The following is an 18,345-nucleotide window of genomic DNA, read 5'->3' as shown; positions in this document are numbered from 1 at the left end:
AGGCTCGGGAGGCAGACAGATCATGAAGGCGCAGCAGGCCCTGTACATCGACGGTGTCTGGTGCCCCGCCGAGGGCCGGGACACGATCGACGTCGTGAACCCGGTCGACGAGCAGGTCATCGGGCAGGTTCCCGCGGGCAACGCCGAGGACGTGGACCACGCGGTCCGGGCGGCCCGTGCCGCGCTCCCGGCCTGGGCCGCCACGCCGCCGGCCGAGCGGGCCGCGCGACTGGCCGCCCTGCGGGACGTCCTGGTGGCACGCAAGGACGAGATCGCCGGGACGATCACCGCGGAGCTGGGCTCGCCACTGGCGTTCTCGCAGGCGGTGCACATGGGTACGCCGATCGCGGTCGCGGGCTCGTACGCCGAGCTGGCGGCGACGTACGCCTTCGAGGAGAAGGCCGGCAACTCGACCGTCTACCACGAGCCGATCGGCGTGGTCGGCGCGATCACGCCCTGGAACTACCCCCTGCACCAGATCGTGGCCAAGGTGGCGCCGGCCCTCGCCGCGGGCTGCACCGTCGTACTGAAGCCCGCCGAGGACACCCCGCTCACCGCGCAGGCCTTCGCGGAGGCGGTGCACGAGGCGGGCGTCCCGGCCGGAGTCCTCAACCTCGTCACGGGCCTCGGCCCGGTGGCCGGGCAGGCCCTCGCCGGGCACCCGGACGTCGACCTGGTGTCCTTCACCGGCTCCACGGCCGTCGGCAGCCGGATCGCGGCCACGGCCGGTGCCGCCGTGAAGAAGGTCGCTCTCGAACTGGGCGGCAAGTCCGCCAACGTCATCCTGCCGAGCGCCGACCTGGCCCGGGCGGTCAACGTCGGCGTCGCCAACGTGATGTCCAACTCCGGCCAGACGTGCAGCGCATGGACCCGCATGCTCGTCCACACCGCGCAGTACGACGCGGCCGTCGAGCTCGCCGCCGCGGCAGCCGCGAAGTACGGCGACCGCATCGGCCCCGTCGTGAACGCCAGGCAGCGGGACCGGGTGCGCGGCTACATCGAGAAGGGCCTGGCCGAGGGCGCCCGCCTGGTCGCGGGCGGCGTCGAACCCCCGCGTGAGCGCGGCTACTTCATCAGCCCGACCGTCTTCGCCGACGTCACCCCCGAGATGACCGTCGCGCAGGAGGAGATCTTCGGCCCGGTCCTGTCGATCCTCCGCTACGAGGACGAGGAGGACGCCCTGCGTATCGCGAACGGCACGGTGTACGGGCTCGCCGGCGCCGTCTGGGCCGGCGACGAGGCGGAGGCGGTCGCCTTCGCGCGCCGGATGGAGACCGGCCAGGTCGACATCAACGGCGGCCGTTTCAACCCGCTCGCGCCCTTCGGCGGGTACAAGCAGTCGGGCGTGGGCCGGGAGCTGGGCGTGCACGGCCTCGCCGAGTACCTCCAGACCAAGTCCCTCCAGTTCTGACGGAGTTGTCCGACATGACCGTCCGTGCCGCCGTACTGCCCGCCATCGGCTCCCCGCTGGAGATCACCGGGATCGACCTGCCCGATCCCGGCCCCGGCCAGGTCCGGGTCCGCCTCGCCGCCGCCGGTGTCTGCCACTCCGACCTCTCCCTGTCCAACGGCACCCTGCGGGTACCGGTCCCCGCCGTCCTCGGCCACGAGGGCGCCGGCACGGTCGTCGCGGTCGGCGACGGGGTGACGCACCTCGCCCCCGGTGACGGCGTGGTCCTCAACTGGGCCCCGTCCTGCGGTACCTGCCCGGCCTGCACGCTCGGCGAGGTCTGGCTGTGCGCCAACGCCCTGAACGGAGCGGCCGACGTCCACGCCCACCGCTCCCGCGACGGCGCGGAGCTGTACCCCGGGCTGAACGTGGCCGCGTTCGCGGAGGAGACGGTGGTCTCCGCAGCCTGCGCCCTGCCCGCCCCGCCCGGCGTCCCGCTCACCGACGCGGCCCTCCTCGGCTGCGCGGTGCTCACCGGCTACGGCGCCGTGCACCACTCGGCGCGGGTCCAGCCCGGCGAGACGGTCGCCGTGTTCGGGGTGGGCGGCGTCGGCCTGGCCGCCCTCCAGTCGGCCCGGATCGCGGGCGCGTCCCGGATCATCGCGGTGGACGTCTCCCCGCAGAAGGAGGAACTGGCCCGCGCAGCAGGCGCCACGGACTATGTCCTCGCCTCCGACACCACCCCCCGCGACATCCGCGCCCGCACCGCCAAGCAGGGCGTCGACGTCGCCGTCGAGTGCGTGGGCCGCGCGGTCACCATCCGCGCGGCGTGGGAGTCGACCCGCCGCGGCGGCCGTACGACGGTGGTGGGCATCGGCGGCAAGGACCAGCAGGTCACCTTCAACGCCCTGGAGATCTTCCACTGGGGCCGCACCCTCTCCGGCTGCGTCTACGGCAACTCCGACCCCGAGCGCGACCTCCCCGTCCTCGCCGACCACGTCCGCTCCGGCCGCCTCGACCTGACAGCGCTGGTCACCGAACACATCGCCCTGGACGGCATTCCGGCGGCCTTCGAGAACATGTCGGCGGGGAAGGGCGGCCGGGCCCTGGTGGTCTTCTAGCCCGGCCGCCCCGCGTTCCCCGGCCCCGCGGGCGGGCCGGGGCTTCGGCATGCCCGCACCTCGTTCTCAGTGCCGTGTACAGGCAAAACTCCTGCTGCACGACCCGTTGACGTCCATACCGTCCGGTCAGTACGTTCCCGGAACCCGAGCCACCCCCTGTTCCGTCCCCGCACCCACCGGAGTGTGCACGCATGGACACGGCACCTTCCGCCCAGCCGCTCACCACCACCCCGGCCACCCCGAACCGCCGCCGGGTCGCCACCGCAGCCGCCCTCGCCTCGGCCGTCGAGTGGTACGACTACTTCGTCTTCGGCATCGCCGCCGCCCTCGTCCTCGGTGACCTGTACTTCCCGGCCGGCAGCCCCACAGCCGGAGTACTCGCCGCCTTCGCCACCTTCGCCGTCGGCTTCCTCGCCCGCCCCCTCGGCGGCATCGTCGCCGGACATCTCGGCGACAAGCGCGGCCGCAAGCCGATGCTGGTCCTCGCGCTCACGCTCATGGGCATCGCCACCACCGGCATCGGCCTGCTCCCGACGTACGAGACGATCGGCGTCGCCGCCCCGATCCTGCTGGTCACCTTCCGCGTGATGCAGGGCATCGCCGTCGGAGCCCAGTGGGGCGGCGCGATGCTGATGGCCACCGAGTACGCCCCCGAGGGCAAGCGCGGCATCTACGGCAGCTTCGTCCAGCTCGGCGTCCCCATCGGCGTGGTGACCGCCAACACGGTGTTCCTGCTGGCCGGAGCCTTCACCACCGACTCCGCGTTCGCGGCCTGGGGCTGGCGCGTGCCGTTCCTCGTCGGCCTGTTCGTCCTCGTCCTCGCCTGGTACATCCACACGCGAGTCGAGGAGACCCCCGAGTTCCGGGAGGCGGAGAAGAAGCTGGCCGAGAAGGAGAAGGCCGAGCAGCCCTCCCCGCTGCGCACGATCCTGCGCGGTCACCTGGGTACCGTGCTCCTCGCCGGCGGCTCCTTCGCCGTGAACACCGCGACCTTCTACATCATCATCACCGGCGTGCTCGACTACACGACCCGCGAACTCGGCATGAAGAAGAGCGCCGTCCTCACCGTCTCGCTCTGCATCAGCCTGACCCAGCTGGTGCTGATCCCGGCCGCCGCAGCGCTCTCCGACAAGATCGGCCGCATCCGGATCTACGCGCTCGGCGCGGCCGGCATCGCGCTGTGGGCCGTGCCGCTGTTCCTGCTGATCGACACCGGATCGCTGCTGTGGCTCGCGGTCGGCACGTTCGTCGCCAGCTGCTTCCTCAGCATCATGTACGGTCCCCAGGCCGCCCTGTTCGCCGAGCTGTTCACGCCCGAGATGCGCTACACCGGTGCCTCCCTCGGCTACCAGATCGCGGCCGTGTTCGGCGGCGGCCTCGCCCCCTTCGTGATGGTGCTGCTCCTGGAGGCGACGGGCACGTCGATGGCGGTGTCCGCCTACATCATCGGCCTCGCCGTGATCGCGCTGCTGTCCATCAAGGTCCTTGCGGACAGGGCACGTTCACGCTGATTCCGATACGCCCTCGGGCTGCGGCGCCGTACGGGAAACCGGCGCCGCGGCCCGCGGCCGGGACCGCGACACCGCCACGCCGGCCAGGCACAGCAGTCCGCCCGCCAGCGTGAGCAGCCCCGGCACCTCGCCCAGCGCCAGCCACGACATCAGCACGACCAGCGCGGGGACCGCGTACGTCGTCGCGCCCATGCGGCTGGCGGTCGTACGGGCCAGGGCGTACGCCCAGGTCGTGAAGGCGAGCGCGGTCGGGAACACGCCCAGGTACACCATGTTGAGTGTGGCCGACAGGGGCGCCTCGGCGGCTTCCGTCACCAGCTGCCAGGAGAACGGCAGGCAGCACACCGCCCCGACCAGACACCCGAACGTCGTCACCTGCAACGCGCTCGCCCGGCCCAGGGCCGGCTTCTGCGCCACGACCCCGCCGGCGTACGCGACCGCGGCCAGCAGACACAGCACCACCCCGAGCACCGACGAGCCGCCCCCGCCCGACATCGACAACCCCACCGTCACCGCACCCGCGAACGACACCGCCATCCCTGCCAGCAGCCGTGGCGGCATCCGGTCGCCGAGCAGCCGCGCGCCGAGCAGGGCGATGAGGATCGGGCCGACGTTCACGACCAGGGCCGCCGTACCGGCGTCGACCTGCTGTTCGCCCCAGTTGAGAGCGACCATGTAGAAGCCGAACCACAGCACGCCCGATATCGCGATCCCGCGCCAGGCCGACCGCGGTGGCCACCCTTCCCGCCGTACAAGACAGAACGCCCCCAGCACCAGGGCTCCGGCGAGCAGCCGCCCGAGCGCCAGCGCGCCCGGCGAGTACGCGGCACCCGCGCTGCGGATCGAGACGAAGGCGGAGGCCCACAGCACGACGGTGACGGTCGCGGCGCCGGCCGCCAACAACTGCGTACGGCGGGCCGGTGTCCGACGGGAGGCGTTCATCATGCTCCAGAGGCTAGGGCCTGTCCGGCGGATCATGCCGGAGACGCGGGGGCTGGCACGCCCATCTGCGGCGTTGTCGTCGGTCGCCGACTCCCCCACGCTCGGCTTCGCTCGCGCGGGGGGGACCCCCATCGCGTCGACTCCCTCCTCCGCCTTGCAGCTGGACGCCCCAGCCCCCGCTCACCTGCGCTGACGAGGTGCCGCCGTTTTCCTCCGACCTGATCCGCCGGACAGGCCCTAGGCGGGGAAGGGGACGCAAGCTCGCGGATTTCGGACGGGGCGTCGGCGCTCAGTGCAGCGCTCCCGCCTCGATGCCGAGCAGTTCGGACAGGGCGCGCTCACCTTCCGGTGTCACCTTCACCGCCCGCGCCGAGCCGATGCGCACACACCAGCCGGCGTCGAGGGCGTGCCGGCACAGGGCCGCGCCCGCGGCACCGGCGAGGTGTGGGCGGCGTTCGGTCCAGTCCAGGCATGCGCGGGCCAGCGGGCGGCGGCTCGTGCGGTCGAGGGCGATGCCCGCGGAGTCGAACCACCGCAGTCCCGCGTCCGTGAGCGCGAACCCGGTGGCCCTCTCTTCGCTCGGCAGCAGCAGTCCGCGCGCGGTCAACGCATCGGTGACCGCGATGCCGAGCCGCCCGGCGAAATGGTCGTAGCAGGTACGGCCGCGGGCCATGGCAGACCCGGAACTCGTCTCGCGCAGCCCACGCGGCCGTCGGACCACGGCACCGGGCGCGACCTGCGCGGCCAGATCCTCCACCAACTGCGCGACCCGCGCATCGGCCAGCCGCACATACCGGTGCCGCCCCTGCCGCTCCTCGGCCAGCACCCCGCCCGCGACCAGCCGGTGCAGATGCTCGCTCGCCGTCGACGCGGCCACCCCCGCATGCCGCGCCAGCTCGCCGGCGGTCCACGCCCGCCCGTCGAGCAGCGCCAGCAGACACGCGGCGCGCGTCTCGTCGGCGATCAGTCCGGCGAGCCGCGCAAGCTCCGGCGCCCGGGGATCCCTGGAAGTCATGCGCCCAGCATGGGGCACTCACCTTTCGGTGCCCACCGAACCGTCTCTACGCAGGCCGTGCGACCTGCTCGTACTGCTGCGCCAACCCGTCCAGCAGGGCCGCGAGCCCGGTCTCGAAGGCACGCTCGTCGATCTTCTCCTGCCGCTCGGCCAGCAGATGGGCCTGCCCGAGGTGCGGGTAGTCGGCGGGGTCGTAGGCGCTCACGTCGTCCACGAAACCCCCGGCGAACGAGCCCAGCGCGGAGCCCATGATGAAGTACCGCATCAGCGCGCCGATGGAGGTGGCCTGCGCAGGTGGCCAGCCGGCCTCGACCATCGCGCCGTAGACCGCGTCCGCCAGCCGCAGCGCGGCCGGACGGCGGCCGGGGCCGCGGGCGAGGACCGGGACGATGTTCGGGTGGTCGCGCAGCGCGGCCCGGTAGGAGACGGCCCAGTCGTGCAGCGCGGTCCGCCAGTCCCGGCCGTCCTCGAACATCGACAGATCGACCTGGGCGCTCACCGAGTCCGCGACCGCCTCCAGGATCTCGTCCTTGGTGCGGAAGTGGTTGTAGAGCGAGGGCCCGCTCACCCCGAGCTCCGCGGCGAGCCGGCGGGTGGAGACGGCCGTCAGGCCCTCCGTGTCCACCAGCGCGCGGGCCGTCTCGACGATCCGTTCGGTGCTGAGCAGGGGCTTGCGCGGTCGGGCCATGGCGCACATAGTAGGGCTGCGACTGGAAACTAGCAGTGCTAATTTAAATGGCGACCGTGCGACTTTCGATGTGTGGGGTGACCCGTCATGAACCTCGAGCTCAGCGAGGAGCAGACCGCCGTACGGCAGCTCGCCCGGGACTTCGTGGACCGTGAGATCGCCCCGAACGTCGTCACCTGGGACCGCGCCGAGGAGGTGGACCGCGGCATCGTCAAGAAGCTCGGTGAGGTCGGGTTCCTCGGGCTGACCGTCGACGAGGAGTACGGCGGCTCGGGCGGCGACCATCTCGCGTACTGCCTGGTGACGGAGGAACTCGGCCGCGGGGACTCATCGGTGCGCGGGATCGTGTCCGTCTCGCTGGGCCTGGTCGCCAAGACGATCGCCGCCTGGGGGAGCGGGGAGCAGAAGCGGCGGTGGCTGCCGGGGCTCACCTCCGGGGAGTACGTCGGCTGCTTCGGCCTCACCGAGCCGGGCACCGGATCCGACGCCGGGAACCTCACCACCCGCGCGGTCCGCGACGGCGACGACTACGTGATCAACGGCACCAAGATGTTCATCACGAACGGGACTTGGGCGGATGTCGTCCTACTGTTCGCCCGCTCCACGGACGCCCCCGGCCACAAGGGCGTCTCCGCCTTCCTCGTGCCGGCCTCCGCTCCCGGCCTGACCCGCCGCACCCTCCACGGCAAGCTCGGCCTGCGCGGCCAGGCCACCGCCGAGCTGGTCCTCCAGGACGTCCGCGTCCCCGCCTCCGCGATGCTCGGAGCGGAGGGCAAGGGGTTCTCCGTCGCCATGTCCGCGCTCGCCAAGGGGCGGATGTCGGTCGCGGCGGGCTGTGTCGGCATAGCGCAGGCCGCGCTGGACGCGGCGGTGCGGTACGCCGGCGAGCGCGAGCAGTTCGGCCGGAGCATCGCCCATCACCAGCTCGTCCAGGAGCTCCTCAGCGACATCGCCGTGGACGCCGACGCCGCCCGGCTGCTGACCTGGCGGGTGGCCGATCTGATCGACCGCGGCCTGCCCTTCGCCACCGAGGCGTCCAAGGCCAAGCTCTTCGCCTCGGAGGCGGCCGTCCGCGCCGCCAACAACGCCCTCCAGGTCTTCGGCGGTTACGGCTACATCGACGAGTACCCGGTGGGCAAGCTGCTGCGTGACGCCCGCGTCATGACTCTTTACGAGGGCACCAGCCAGATCCAGAAGCTGCTCATCGGCAGGGCGCTGACCGGGGCTTCGGCGTTCTGAGTACCTTCTGAGTACCTGAGCGGATGTGGGCCGCGCCACATCTGCGGACGCTTGTCCCCATGAGTGACACACCGGTCAAACAGCAGAGCACGGCCGCCTTCTACGGTCAGGCCGTCGCGTCGTTCGCCGTCGCCCTGGCCGCCACGGCCGTCGGCATCTTCCAGCTCGAGGCCGATCCATGGGTGCGCGGCTTCCTCGGCATCGCCGTCCTCTACCTCGTCACGTCCGCCTTCACGCTCGCCAAGGTCATCCGCGACCGGCAGGAGGCCGGGCAGATCGTCAGCCGGGTCGACCAGGCACGGCTGGAGAAGCTGCTCGCCGAGCACGACCCCTTCGAGAAGCTCTGAGCGGGAGCCCTAAGCGCTCGCTCAGCTTCGGCGGTATGGTGGTGCTTCTGGCAGCGAGAGGGGCGGACAGGCGATGAGTACGGCGGAGGAGACGGCCGGCGGCGAGATGCAGCCGTGGGCCGAGGTCACCCCTGACGCGGCCCGGCGACTGCTGATCGCCGCCGTGGAGGCCTTCGCCGAGCGCGGCTATCACGCCACGACGACCCGTGACATCGCGGGCCGCGCCGGCATGAGCCCGGCCGCGCTCTACATCCACTACAAGACCAAGGAAGAGCTGCTGCACCGCATCAGCAGGATCGGCCACGAAAGGGCCCTCGACATCCTGCGCACGGCGGCCCGGCGTGAGGGCAGCGCGACCGAGCGGCTCGCCGACGCGGTGAGTTCCTTCGTCCGCTGGCACGCCGGGGGCCGCACGACAGCGCGCGTGGTCCAGTACGAACTGGACTCCCTCGGACCCGAGGCCCGCGCCGAGATCGTCGCACTGCGGCGACAGTGCAACGCCGAGGTGCGCGGCATCATCGAGGACGGCCTCGCGGCGGGCGAGTTCGACGTGCTCGACGTGCGGGGCACGACCCTCGCCGTGCTCTCGCTCTGCATCGACGTGGCCCGCTGGTTCAATGTCCAGGGCCCCTGGACACCCGACGAGGTCGGCGCGATGTACGCCGACCTCGTGCTGCGGATGGTGGGGGCGCAGCGGGCGCCGGACGCCGAGAAGTAGACCTCAGACGTAGTACCGCGACACCGACTCGGCGACGCACGCCGGCTTGTCCCCGCCCTCGCGCTCCACGGTGAAGGCGACCGTCACCTGTACCCCGCCCGGCACGTCCTCGACGCCGGTGATCCGCGCGGTGGCGCGCAGCCGGGAGCCGACCGGGACGGGGGAGGGGAAACGGACCTTGTTGGTGCCGTAGTTGACACCCATCTTCACGCCCTCGACGGCGATCAGCTGCGGGCCGAACAGCGGCAGCAGCGACAGGGTCAGATAACCGTGCGCGATGGTCGTACCGAACGGACCTGCGGCGGCCTTCTCCGGATCGACATGGATCCACTGGTGATCACCGGTCGCGTCGGCGAACAGATCGATCCGCTTCTGGTCGACCTCCAGCCAGTCCGTGTGTCCCAGCTGTTCGCCCACCGCCGCCTTCAGCTCATCGACGGACGTGAAGATCCTCGGCTCTGCCATGTCCCGGCCTCTCGCGTAGCTTGTCTAAGCGACTGCTTAGTATGGTGCGATCGGGAGCCCATGTCAACGGACGGTCGGTCATGGCGGGTCGGTAGGGTCGGAGGAGTGCCCAAGATTCCCGAGAAGATCCACGAGCTCACGGTCGGCCAGCTCTCCGCGCGCAGCGGCGCCGCCGTCTCCGCCCTGCACTTCTATGAGTCCAAGGGCCTGATCAGCAGCCGTCGCACTGCCGGCAACCAGCGCCGCTACACCCGTGACACGCTGCGCCGTGTCGCCTTCGTCCGTGCCGCGCAACGCGTCGGCATCCCGCTCGCCACGATCCGCGAGGCCCTCGCCGAGCTCCCCGAGGAACGCACGCCCACCCGGGAGGACTGGGCCCGCCTCTCCGAGGCCTGGCGCTCCGAACTGGACGAGCGCATCAAGCAGCTCAACCGTCTCCGCGACCACCTCACCGACTGCATCGGCTGCGGCTGCCTCTCCCTGGACACCTGCATCCTGTCCAACCCCGACGACGTCTTCGGTGAACGCCGGTCGGGCTCCCGCCTGATGGTGGAGCGAGGGGAAGGCAGGCCGCGGCAGCGGGAGTCCGGGGGCCGCGGCTGAGGGGCTGCCGACGGGAGGTGGTCCGGGTGCGTCTCACCGCCTCCAACTGCCCCCTCTCTGCCCCTCTTTGCCCCCGTTGTCCCCCGTTGGGCACCCGTATCCTCAGGCGGACATCAGCAGTCGTTCGCGCCTGGCGTACGCCAGGGCCTCGGGCGTGAGCACGGGGCGCGGCACCAGGATCCCGCAGTCCGTGCAGACCGGACCCGACGACGGTTCGTGGTCCAGGTCGTACTTCCAGACGAGGCGTTCCCCGCCGCACACCGGGCACGCCGATCCGGGCTCGCGCTCCAGCGCGGCGATCAGCCGGCGCAGTACCTCCGCCAGCGGCTCGACCGGATGGAGCCGCGGGTCGTCGCACCAGGCGACGCCGAAACCGCCCCAGGTCAGCCGGTGCCAGTCGTCCACCGTGCCCGGCCTGCGCAGCCCGTCGTGCTTCTCCTTCTTGCGGCGCTCGGCGAACTCGACCTCGTAGGCCAGCCACACCGCCCGCGCCTCCTCCAGCTCCTCCAACGCGGCCACGAGCCGCGCCGGTTCGGGAGACCGGTCCTCCGGGCCGAATCCGGCCCGGGAGCACAAGTGGTCCCAGGTCGCCCTGTGCCCGTAGGGGGCGAACCGTTCAAGGCACTTGCGCAGCGAATAGCGCCGTAGCGCCAGATCGCACCGAGGGTCGCGTACCTGTCTCGCCAGACTCCGGAAACCGGCCATCGCCCTGCACCTCCGTCACACCTGCACCTGTACTTCGGTCACTTCGGCGTCGTCGTACGGACGTCTCCGAATAGACGTATCGACAAGCGAATCGGCTCCATCCGATGTCCTCCGTCTCCAACTGCCGCTCTCAGCCGTCCTTTCGACTCCCAAAAGTGACGCATGTTCATCTTCAAACTCGGGGATAACCGGCGGTAACATCCCGCCCACCCCCGTCGGGAGGAGCTGCCATGCCACGGCGCACCCCACGCAACGCGCTCGACAGACTGAGAACTCCCCGCAGATCCCTCGGGTTCCTGAAGACCGCATCCGTATGCGTCCTGATTGCCGGCCTTTTGTCCCCGCTGTCCCAGGCGGCCGCTGCCCCCGAGGCACCTGCCGCTGATGCCGCGGCCGTCACCGACCACTGCGGCAACCGGTGTTCGGACATCCTGCCGCCCGGCCAGAACGGCAACGCCACCCTCGCACAGATCCTTCTCCACCAGGCCTTCGGCACCCAGCCCGCCCACGCCGACGACCAACTCGGCCCGTACGCCTCCCTGGCCACCGGCTACTCCACGCTCACCGACGCCACGATCAACACCTTCTTCAACGACGCGTCGTTCGGGGTCCCCGCCGATCAGGTCGCCTCCACCGTCAAGCCCGCCGGCCGCAGCGACGTGACGATCGTCCGCGACAAGAGGACGGGCGTACCGCACATCACCGGTACCACTCGGTACGGCACGGAGTTCGGCGCCGGCTATGCGGCGGCCGAGGACCGGCTGTGGCTGATGGACGTCTTCCGCCATGTCGGGCGCGGACAGCTCACCTCCTTCGCCGGCGGCGCCGCCTCCAACCAGGGCCTTGAGCAGGAGTTCTGGCGCAACGCGCCCTACACCGAGGCCGATCTGCAGGCGCAGATAGACAACGCCGCCGCCTCGAACGGCGAGCGCGGCCGGCAGGCCCTCGCCGACGTCAACGCCTACGTCGACGGCATCAACGCCTACATCGACGCCTCCGACAGAGGCCGCTACTTTCCCGGCGAGTACGTCCTGACCGGCCACAAGGACTCCGTCACCAACGCCGGCACGATCGCGCACTTCAAGCCCACCGACCTGGTCGCGCTGGCCTCCGTCATCGGCGCGCTGTTCGGCTCCGGCGGCGGCGGTGAGGTGGGCAACGCGCTCTCGCTGCTCGCCGCCCAGTCCAAGTACGGAGTCACCGAGGGCACCAAGGTGTGGGAGTCCTTCCGGGAGCGCAACGACCCCGAGGCCGTCCTCACCGTTCACGACGGCAGCTTCCCGTACGGCCGGAAGCCCGCCGACCCACAGGGCGAGGCCCTGCCCGACGCCGGTTCGGTGACCCGCGAGGAACTGGTCTTCGACCGTACGGGCAGCGCGGCTTCCCGGGGTGCCACCGGCGCCTCGGCCGACGCCGCCGCGAACGCCGTCACCTCCGCCAAGCGCGGTATGTCCAACGCCCTCGTGGTGAGCGGCGAGCACACCGCGAGCGGTCACCCGGTCGCCGTCTTCGGCCCGCAGACCGGCTACTTCGCCCCGCAGCTGCTGATGCTCCAGGAGATCCAGGGCCCGGGCATCAGCGCCCGCGGCGCCTCCTTCGCGGGCCTGAGCTTCTACGTCGAACTCGGCCGCGGCCAGGACTACGCCTGGAGCGCGACCACGTCCGGCCAGGACATCATCGACACGTACGCCGTCGAGCTGTGCCAGGACGACCACCACTACCTGTACCGCGGCACCTGCACGCCGATGCAGAAGGTGGAACAGAAGAACGCCTGGAAGCCGACCGTGGCCGACGGCACCGCCGCCGGTTCGTACACGATGCGCGTCTGGCGCACGAAGTACGGGCCGGTCACCCATCGCGCGACCGTCGACGGCAAGAAGGTCGCCTACACCACCCTGCGCTCCTCCTTCCTGCACGAGGCCGACTCCATCATCGGTTTCCAGATGCTGAACGACCCGGACCACGTCAAGGGCCCGGAGAGCTTCCAGAGCGCGGTGCAGCACATCAACTACACCTTCAACTGGTTCTACGCCGACTCCGAGCACACCGCGTACTACAACAGCGGCGACAACCCGGTACGCGCGAACGGCGTCGACGCCGAGTTTCCGGCCTGGGCGCAGCCGGCGTACGAATGGCGGAACTGGAACCCGGACACCAACACCGCCTCCTACACACCGCCTTCCCAGCACCCGAACTCGATCGACCAGGACTACTACATCTCCTGGAACAACAAGCAGGCCGAGGACTACGCCGCCGCGCCCTGGGGCAACGGGTCGGTGCACCGCGGCAATCTGCTGGACGGCCGGGTGAAGAAGCTGGTGGACACAGGTGGCGTGACGCGCGCCTCGTTGGTGAAGGCGATGGCCGAGGCGGGGCTCGCGGACCTGCGCGCGGAGGACGTGCTGCCGAAGCTGCTGAAGGTGATCAACAGCTCGCCGGTGACGGACCCGGCGGCCGCGGCGGCGGTGAGCAAGCTGTCCGCGTGGGTGTCGGCCGGGTCACGGCGTACGGAGACCTCGGCCGGTTCGCACACCTACGCCCACGCCGACGCGATCCGCATCCTGGACGCCTGGTGGCCGCTGCTGGTGAAGGCCGAGTTCGAACCCGGCCTCGGCAGCGACCTGTACAGCGCCTTCACCGCCAACCTCCCGGTCGACGAGTCCCCGTCGGCCGCCCACGGCCCGACCGGCGCACACGCCGGAAGCGCCTACCAGTACGGGTGGTGGAGCTATGTCGACAAGGACATCCGGTCGGTGCTCGGCGAACAGGTGCAGGGACCGCTGGCCAGGACGTACTGCGGCGACGGCAGCCTCAGCGCCTGCCGGGACACCCTGATCAGCACCTTGAAGGAGGCGGCCGGCAGGACCGCCGCCCAGGTCTACCCCGGTGACGACGCCTGCTCGGCGGGCGACCAGTGGTGTGCCGACTCGGTCGTCCACCGCCCGCTCGGCGGCATCGGCCACCGCGGAATCAGCTGGCAGAACCGGCCGACGTACCAGCAGGTCGTGGAGTTCACCTCACACCGGTGACCCTCGTCCGGCGCGGCGGTGGTCCGACACGGCCCGCCGCGCCGGACCGGCGCCGCTCAGCGATAGAGCAGGTACTCCCTGCGTACCCGCCGGAACGCCGCCAGCTCCTCCTGCCAGCTCGCCACCACCTCGTCGGCGCCCGCACCGGCGTCGATCATCGTGCGCACGAGGGTGGAGCCGGTCAGCTTGTCGATCCAGTTGTCGGAGCGCCAGGTGAATCCGCTCCAGACCTTCCTGGCCGTCACGAGGAGGGCGACTCCGGTGCGCACCGGGTCGAAGGCGTTCCGGTCGTGCACGTGGAGCTGCACGCCTCCGACGGTCTTCCCCTGGAACTTGGAGAAGGTGGGCGCGAAGTACGCCTCCCTGAAGTGCACACCCGGCAGGGCCAGTTCGTTCGCGGCGGCGGCCCAGCGCCCGTCGATGCCCTCCGCTCCGAGCAGTTCGAACGGGCGGGTGGTGCCGCGCCCCTCGGAGAGGTTGGTGCCCTCGAAGAGACACGTTCCCGCGTACACGAGGGCGGTGTCGGGCGTCGGCATGTTGGGGCTCGGCGGCACCCATGGCAGCCCGCCGGCGTCGTAGAACTCCGACCGCTTCCAGCCGGTCATCCGTACGGTGCCCAGTTCCACCGGCGCGGTCAGGAACTCCTCGTTGAACAGCCGCGCCAGTTCCGCGACCGTCATCCCGTGCGCCTGGGAGATCGGCTGCCGGCCGACGAACGTCGCGAACTCCTTGTGCAGCACCGGCCCTTCGGCCGACCGCCCGGTCACCGGGTTCGGGCGGTCCAGCACGACGAACCGCTTGCCCGCGAGCCTGGCCGCCTCCATGCAGTCGTAGAGGGTCCAGATGTACGTGTAGAAGCGTGCGCCGACGTCCTGGATGTCGAAGACGACGGTGTCCACGTTCGACGCCGTGAAGATGTCGGCGAGGGGCTGACCGCTCTTCAGGTACGTGTCGTACACCGGCAGCCCGGTCGCCGGGTCGTCGTAGCGGCCCTCGGAGCCGCCGGCCTGGGCGGTGCCGCGGAAACCGTGCTCCGGGCCGAAGACGGCGGTCAGGTTCACCCGGTCGTCGGCATGCATGACGTCGACGATGTGGCGTACGTCGCGGGTGATGCCGGTGGGGTTGGTGACGATGCCGGTGCGCTGGCCGCTGAGCTGCGCATAGGAGCTTGCGGCAAGGTTCTCGAATCCGGTACGGAGTTGCCTGCGGCGCTCGGCCGGGTGGGCGGGGGATGTGGCGGTGAGGGCGGTTGCTGCCGTTGTCGCTGCGAGTAGAGCTCGTCTGGATAGGCGCATGGGGGGCACGGTATTGCTGTCGCAGGTTGTGGGGAAGGTACCGGCGGTTCGTGGCTGGTCGCGCCCGCGGTGGGGGAGGAGCCGCATATCGATATAGCCCCGCGCCCCTGATGCGTTGCCGGTGCCCTTCCTTTACTACATACCGACCGGTTAGTCTGGCGTTCCGCAGAGCCGTGTCGTGTCGAAGGAGACCGATGGTGGAAGCCGTGCAGGGTGCCGGAGTCGTCGTCACCGGAGCAGGGGGCGGGATCGGGGCCGCCCTGGCCCGTCGGTTCGCCGCCGAAGGGGCGCGTGTCGTCGTCAACGACCTGGATGCCGGCAAGGCCGAGGCGGTGGCCGAGGAGATCGGCGGCATCGCCGTCCCCGGCGACGCCTCCGCGATCGTCGGCGCCGCGCGGGACGCTCTCGGTGGCACCGTCGACGTCTACTGCGCCAACGCAGGCGTCGCCTCCGGCGGTTCCGCGGCGGCCGGCGAGGACGTCTGGGCGCTCGCCTGGGACGTCAACGTGATGGCTCACGTCCGTGCAGCGCAGGCGCTGCTGCCGGACTGGCTGGAGCGCGGCAGCGGGCGTTTCGTGTCCACCGTCTCCGCCGCCGGGCTGCTCACCATGATCGGCGCCGCGCCCTACGCCGTCACCAAGCACGGCGCCTACGCCTTCGCCGAGTGGCTGTCCCTGACCTACCGCCACCGGGGCCTGAAGGTCCACGCGATCTGCCCGCAGGGCGTGCGCACCGACATGCTGGCCGGTACCGGCAGCGCGGGCGACCTGGTTCTGGTGCCGACCGCGATCGAGCCCGAGGACGTGGCGGACGCCCTCTTCAAGGGCATCGAGGAGGACCGCTTCCTGATCCTGCCGCACCCCGAGGTCGCCGGGTACTACCAGGCCCGGGCCACCGAGCCGGACCGCTGGCTGACCAGCATGAACCACATCCAGCAGAAGTGGGAGGCCGCCCGGTGACCGGCTCCAGGTACGAGGCCAAGCCCTGGCTGGACCTGCTCGACGACGCCCAGCGCGCCCCGATCGACCCCGCAGGCTCCCTGGTGCACGCCCTGCGCAGGGTCATGGGCGAAGCGCCGGACCGTACGTTCCTCGCCTACTTCGACGGGCGCCTGACGTACCGCGACGTCGACGAGCTCACCGATTCCGTCGCCGGGCACCTCGCCGCGCGCGGTCTGGAGCGCGGCGACCGGGTCGCCGTCCTGTTGCAGAACTCGCCGCACTTCGTGCTTGCCGTGCTCGGCGCCTGGAAGGCGGGCGCGGTCGTCGTGCCGGTCAACCCCATGTACAAGGCGGGGGAGGTCGGCCATGTCCTGCGGGACGGCGAGGTGGCCGCGCTGATCTGCTCCGACCGGGCCTGGGAGTCGTATCTGCGCGACACGGCGGCGGACTCGCCGGTGCGGATCGTGCTCACCGCCTGTGAGTTGGACTTCCAAACCCGGCACGACGCGCGCGTGCTGGGCTTCGAGCGGCTGCCGCAGGCCCCGGACGCCGACGACCTCACGGCCGTCGCCCGGCAGGGGCACAAGGCGCCGGAGGGCCGCGATCCGGGCCCGGCCGACATCGCGCTGATCAGCTACACCTCGGGCACCAGCGGCACCCCCAAGGGCGCCACCAACACCCACGGCAACATCATGTACAACGCCGAGCGGCAGCGGACCGGCCTCGGGCTGCCCGAGACGCCGGTCTACTTCGCGATGGCGCCGCTGTTCCACATCACCGGCATGGTGTGCCAGTTCGGCGCCTGCCTCAACAGCGCGGGCACGCTGGTGCTGGCGTACCGGTTCGAGGCGGGCGTCGTGCTCGACGCGTTCGCCGCGCACCGGCCGCACTACACGGTCGGCCCGTCCACCGCCTTCATGGCGCTGGCCGCCCACCCGTCCGTCACCCCGGACCACTTCTCCTCCTTCCGGATCATCTCCTCCGGCGGCGCCCCGCTGCCGCCCGCCCTGGTGGAGAAGTTCCGCGCCGGCTTCGGTCCGTACATCCGCAACGGCTACGGGCTCACCGAGTGCACCGCCCCCTGTGCCTCCGTCCCGCCCGGCCGGGAGGCGCCCGTCGACCCGGCGTCGGGGACGCTGGCCGTGGGCGTGCCGGGGCCGGACACCGTCGTACGCATCGTCGACGAGCAGGGGGCGGAGATGCCGTTCGGGGAGCAGGGTGAGATCGTCGTCCGTGGGCCCCAGGTCGTGCCCGGCTACTGGCGGCGCCCCGACGCCACCGCCGAGACCTTCCCCGACGGCGAGCTGCGCACCGGGGACATCGGGTTCATGGACGCCGAGGGCTGGCTGTATGTCGTCGACCGCAAGAAGGACATGATCAACGCGTCCGGCTTCAAGGTGTGGCCGCGCGAGGTCGAGGACGTGCTCTACACCCACCCGGCGGTACGCGAGGCGGCCGTCGTCGGCGTCCCCGACGGGTACCGCGGCGAGACCGTCAAGGCCTACATCAGCCTCCGTCCGGGGGCCGATCCGGACCCGGATGCGCTCGCCGCGTACTGCAAGGAGAGACTGGCCGCTTACAAGTACCCGCGGCAGGTGGAGATCCTGCCCGACTTGCCGAAGACGGCGAGTGGGAAGATCCTCCGTCGGGAATTGCGTTCCCGATCACACGAAAGTCAGTAGGACATCACGGAAGGCAGGTGGCGGCAGTGCCCAGGACGACGGACGGGGACGGGGCTCCTGTGCCGCAGCGGCTGCTGGCCGCCGCCACCCGGCTCTTCGCGGAGCGGGGTTACGACCGCACCTCGGTGCAGGAGATCGTCGAGGCGGCCGGTGTCACCAAGGGGGCGCTGTACCACTACTTCGGCTCCAAGGACGACCTTCTGCACGAGGTGTACGCGCGCGTGCTGCGCGTCCAGCAGGAGCGTCTCGACGCCTTCGCGGACGCCGACGAGCCGGTCGAGCAGCGGCTGCGGGCCGCGGCGGCCGACGTCGTGGTCACGACGATCGAGAACCTCGACGACGCCATGATCTTCTTCCGCTCCATGCACCACCTGAGCCCGGAGAAGAACAAGCAGGTGCGCGCGGAGCGTCGGCGTTACCACGAACGCTTCCGTGCACTGATCGAGGAGGGCCAGGAGGCGGGCGTCTTCTCCAAGGAGACCCCGGCGGACCTGGTGGTGGACTACCACTTCGGGTCCGTGCACCACTTGTCGACCTGGTACCGGCCCGACGGTCCGCTCAGCCCGCAGGAGGTCGCCGACCAGCTGGCGGATCTGCTGCTGCGTGCGCTGCGACCCTGAACGCGGAAGTAAGGGGCGCCCTCCCTTGGAGGGC

General features: G+C 71.1%; 17 protein-coding genes. 11 read left to right on the top strand and 6 right to left on the bottom strand.

Translation table 11 applies throughout. The features are described from left to right. The first annotated feature begins 22 nt into the window (after window positions 1-22). The 3 genes from ACFV7R_RS09825 to ACFV7R_RS09815 all read left to right on the top strand — a co-directional run bounded on the left by ACFV7R_RS09825 (window position 23) and on the right by ACFV7R_RS09815 (window position 4,022). Complete coding sequence (locus ACFV7R_RS09825; protein ID WP_385261889.1) at window positions 23-1,411, top strand: aldehyde dehydrogenase family protein; 1,389 nt, start codon at window positions 23-25, stop codon at window positions 1,409-1,411. A 14-nt stretch (window positions 1,412-1,425) separates the two neighbouring features. Continuing rightward, window positions 1,426-2,511 (top strand): Zn-dependent alcohol dehydrogenase, encoded by a 1,086-nt coding sequence (locus ACFV7R_RS09820; protein ID WP_385261886.1) that lies wholly within the window; start codon window positions 1,426-1,428, stop codon window positions 2,509-2,511. 191 nt (window positions 2,512-2,702) lie between these two features. Next, window positions 2,703-4,022, top strand: a complete 1,320-nt coding sequence (locus ACFV7R_RS09815; RefSeq protein WP_385261883.1) for an MFS transporter — start codon at window positions 2,703-2,705, stop codon at window positions 4,020-4,022. Here ACFV7R_RS09815 and ACFV7R_RS09810 read toward each other — a convergent pair. The 3 genes from ACFV7R_RS09810 to ACFV7R_RS09800 all read right to left on the bottom strand — a co-directional run bounded on the left by ACFV7R_RS09810 (window position 4,014) and on the right by ACFV7R_RS09800 (window position 6,667). Further along, complete coding sequence (locus ACFV7R_RS09810; RefSeq protein ID WP_385261880.1) at window positions 4,014-4,967, bottom strand: DMT family transporter; 954 nt, start codon at window positions 4,965-4,967, stop codon at window positions 4,014-4,016. The genes ACFV7R_RS09815 and ACFV7R_RS09810 overlap by 9 nt on opposite strands. Before the next feature lie 286 nt (window positions 4,968-5,253). Continuing rightward, window positions 5,254-5,979, bottom strand: coding sequence for an ArsR/SmtB family transcription factor (locus ACFV7R_RS09805; RefSeq protein ID WP_385261878.1), 726 nt, complete (start codon window positions 5,977-5,979; stop codon window positions 5,254-5,256). 46 nt (window positions 5,980-6,025) lie between these two features. Beyond that, entirely contained in the window at window positions 6,026-6,667 is a 642-nt protein-coding gene (locus ACFV7R_RS09800) for a TetR/AcrR family transcriptional regulator (protein ID WP_385261877.1), read from the bottom strand. Between the two features lie 87 nt (window positions 6,668-6,754). Between ACFV7R_RS09800 and ACFV7R_RS09795 the strand changes: the two genes are divergently transcribed. The 3 genes from ACFV7R_RS09795 to ACFV7R_RS09785 all read left to right on the top strand — a co-directional run bounded on the left by ACFV7R_RS09795 (window position 6,755) and on the right by ACFV7R_RS09785 (window position 8,971). Next, window positions 6,755-7,906, top strand: a complete 1,152-nt coding sequence (locus ACFV7R_RS09795) for an acyl-CoA dehydrogenase family protein (protein WP_385261874.1) — start codon at window positions 6,755-6,757, stop codon at window positions 7,904-7,906. A gap of 59 nt (window positions 7,907-7,965) precedes the next feature. After that, window positions 7,966-8,253, top strand: coding sequence for a YiaA/YiaB family inner membrane protein (locus ACFV7R_RS09790; protein ID WP_129797035.1), 288 nt, complete (start codon window positions 7,966-7,968; stop codon window positions 8,251-8,253). 73 nt (window positions 8,254-8,326) lie between these two features. Further along, complete coding sequence (locus ACFV7R_RS09785; RefSeq protein ID WP_385261871.1) at window positions 8,327-8,971, top strand: TetR/AcrR family transcriptional regulator; 645 nt, start codon at window positions 8,327-8,329, stop codon at window positions 8,969-8,971. Window positions 8,972-8,974: 3 nt separating this feature from the next. Here the strand turns inward: ACFV7R_RS09785 and ACFV7R_RS09780 are convergent, their stop codons facing one another. Further along, entirely contained in the window at window positions 8,975-9,436 is a 462-nt protein-coding gene (locus ACFV7R_RS09780; protein ID WP_129797033.1) for a MaoC family dehydratase, read from the bottom strand. Window positions 9,437-9,541: 105 nt separating this feature from the next. Here ACFV7R_RS09780 and soxR point away from each other — a divergent pair, with 105 nt between their 5' ends. Next, window positions 9,542-10,039, top strand: a complete 498-nt coding sequence (soxR, locus tag ACFV7R_RS09775) for a redox-sensitive transcriptional activator SoxR (RefSeq protein ID WP_385261867.1) — start codon at window positions 9,542-9,544, stop codon at window positions 10,037-10,039. Between the two features lie 102 nt (window positions 10,040-10,141). On the opposite strand, the gene ACFV7R_RS09770 is transcribed toward soxR, so the two are convergent. Further along, the gene (locus ACFV7R_RS09770; protein ID WP_385261865.1) at window positions 10,142-10,744 is read right to left on the bottom strand and encodes a hypothetical protein; all 603 of its coding nucleotides are present in this window, start codon (window positions 10,742-10,744) and stop codon (window positions 10,142-10,144) included. A gap of 230 nt (window positions 10,745-10,974) precedes the next feature. Between ACFV7R_RS09770 and ACFV7R_RS09765 the strand changes: the two genes are divergently transcribed. Beyond that, window positions 10,975-13,773: a penicillin acylase family protein gene (locus tag ACFV7R_RS09765; RefSeq protein WP_385261863.1), complete on the top strand. Its 2,799-nt coding sequence runs from the start codon at window positions 10,975-10,977 to the stop codon at window positions 13,771-13,773. 56 nt (window positions 13,774-13,829) lie between these two features. Here ACFV7R_RS09765 and ACFV7R_RS09760 read toward each other — a convergent pair whose 3' ends face one another. Then, window positions 13,830-15,068, bottom strand: a complete 1,239-nt coding sequence (locus ACFV7R_RS09760; protein WP_385261861.1) for an exo-beta-N-acetylmuramidase NamZ domain-containing protein — start codon at window positions 15,066-15,068, stop codon at window positions 13,830-13,832. A 194-nt stretch (window positions 15,069-15,262) separates the two neighbouring features. Between ACFV7R_RS09760 and ACFV7R_RS09755 the strand changes: the two genes are divergently transcribed. The 3 genes from ACFV7R_RS09755 to ACFV7R_RS09745 are packed head-to-tail and all read left to right on the top strand — an operon-like array spanning window position 15,263 to window position 18,311. After that, window positions 15,263-16,027, top strand: a complete 765-nt coding sequence (locus ACFV7R_RS09755; RefSeq protein WP_385261859.1) for an SDR family oxidoreductase — start codon at window positions 15,263-15,265, stop codon at window positions 16,025-16,027. Next, window positions 16,024-17,691, top strand: coding sequence for a class I adenylate-forming enzyme family protein (locus ACFV7R_RS09750; protein WP_385261858.1), 1,668 nt, complete (start codon window positions 16,024-16,026; stop codon window positions 17,689-17,691). The genes ACFV7R_RS09755 and ACFV7R_RS09750 overlap by 4 nt, the downstream gene beginning before the upstream one ends. Before the next feature lie 26 nt (window positions 17,692-17,717). Further along, window positions 17,718-18,311, top strand: a complete 594-nt coding sequence (locus tag ACFV7R_RS09745) for a TetR/AcrR family transcriptional regulator (protein WP_129797026.1) — start codon at window positions 17,718-17,720, stop codon at window positions 18,309-18,311. Window positions 18,312-18,345 lie beyond the last annotated feature (34 nt).

Source organism: Streptomyces sp. NPDC059866 (assembly GCF_042731325.1).
Taxonomy (GTDB): domain Bacteria; phylum Actinomycetota; class Actinomycetes; order Streptomycetales; family Streptomycetaceae; genus Streptomyces; species Streptomyces flavusporus.
This window is presented reverse-complemented; position numbering and strand designations above follow the sequence as displayed.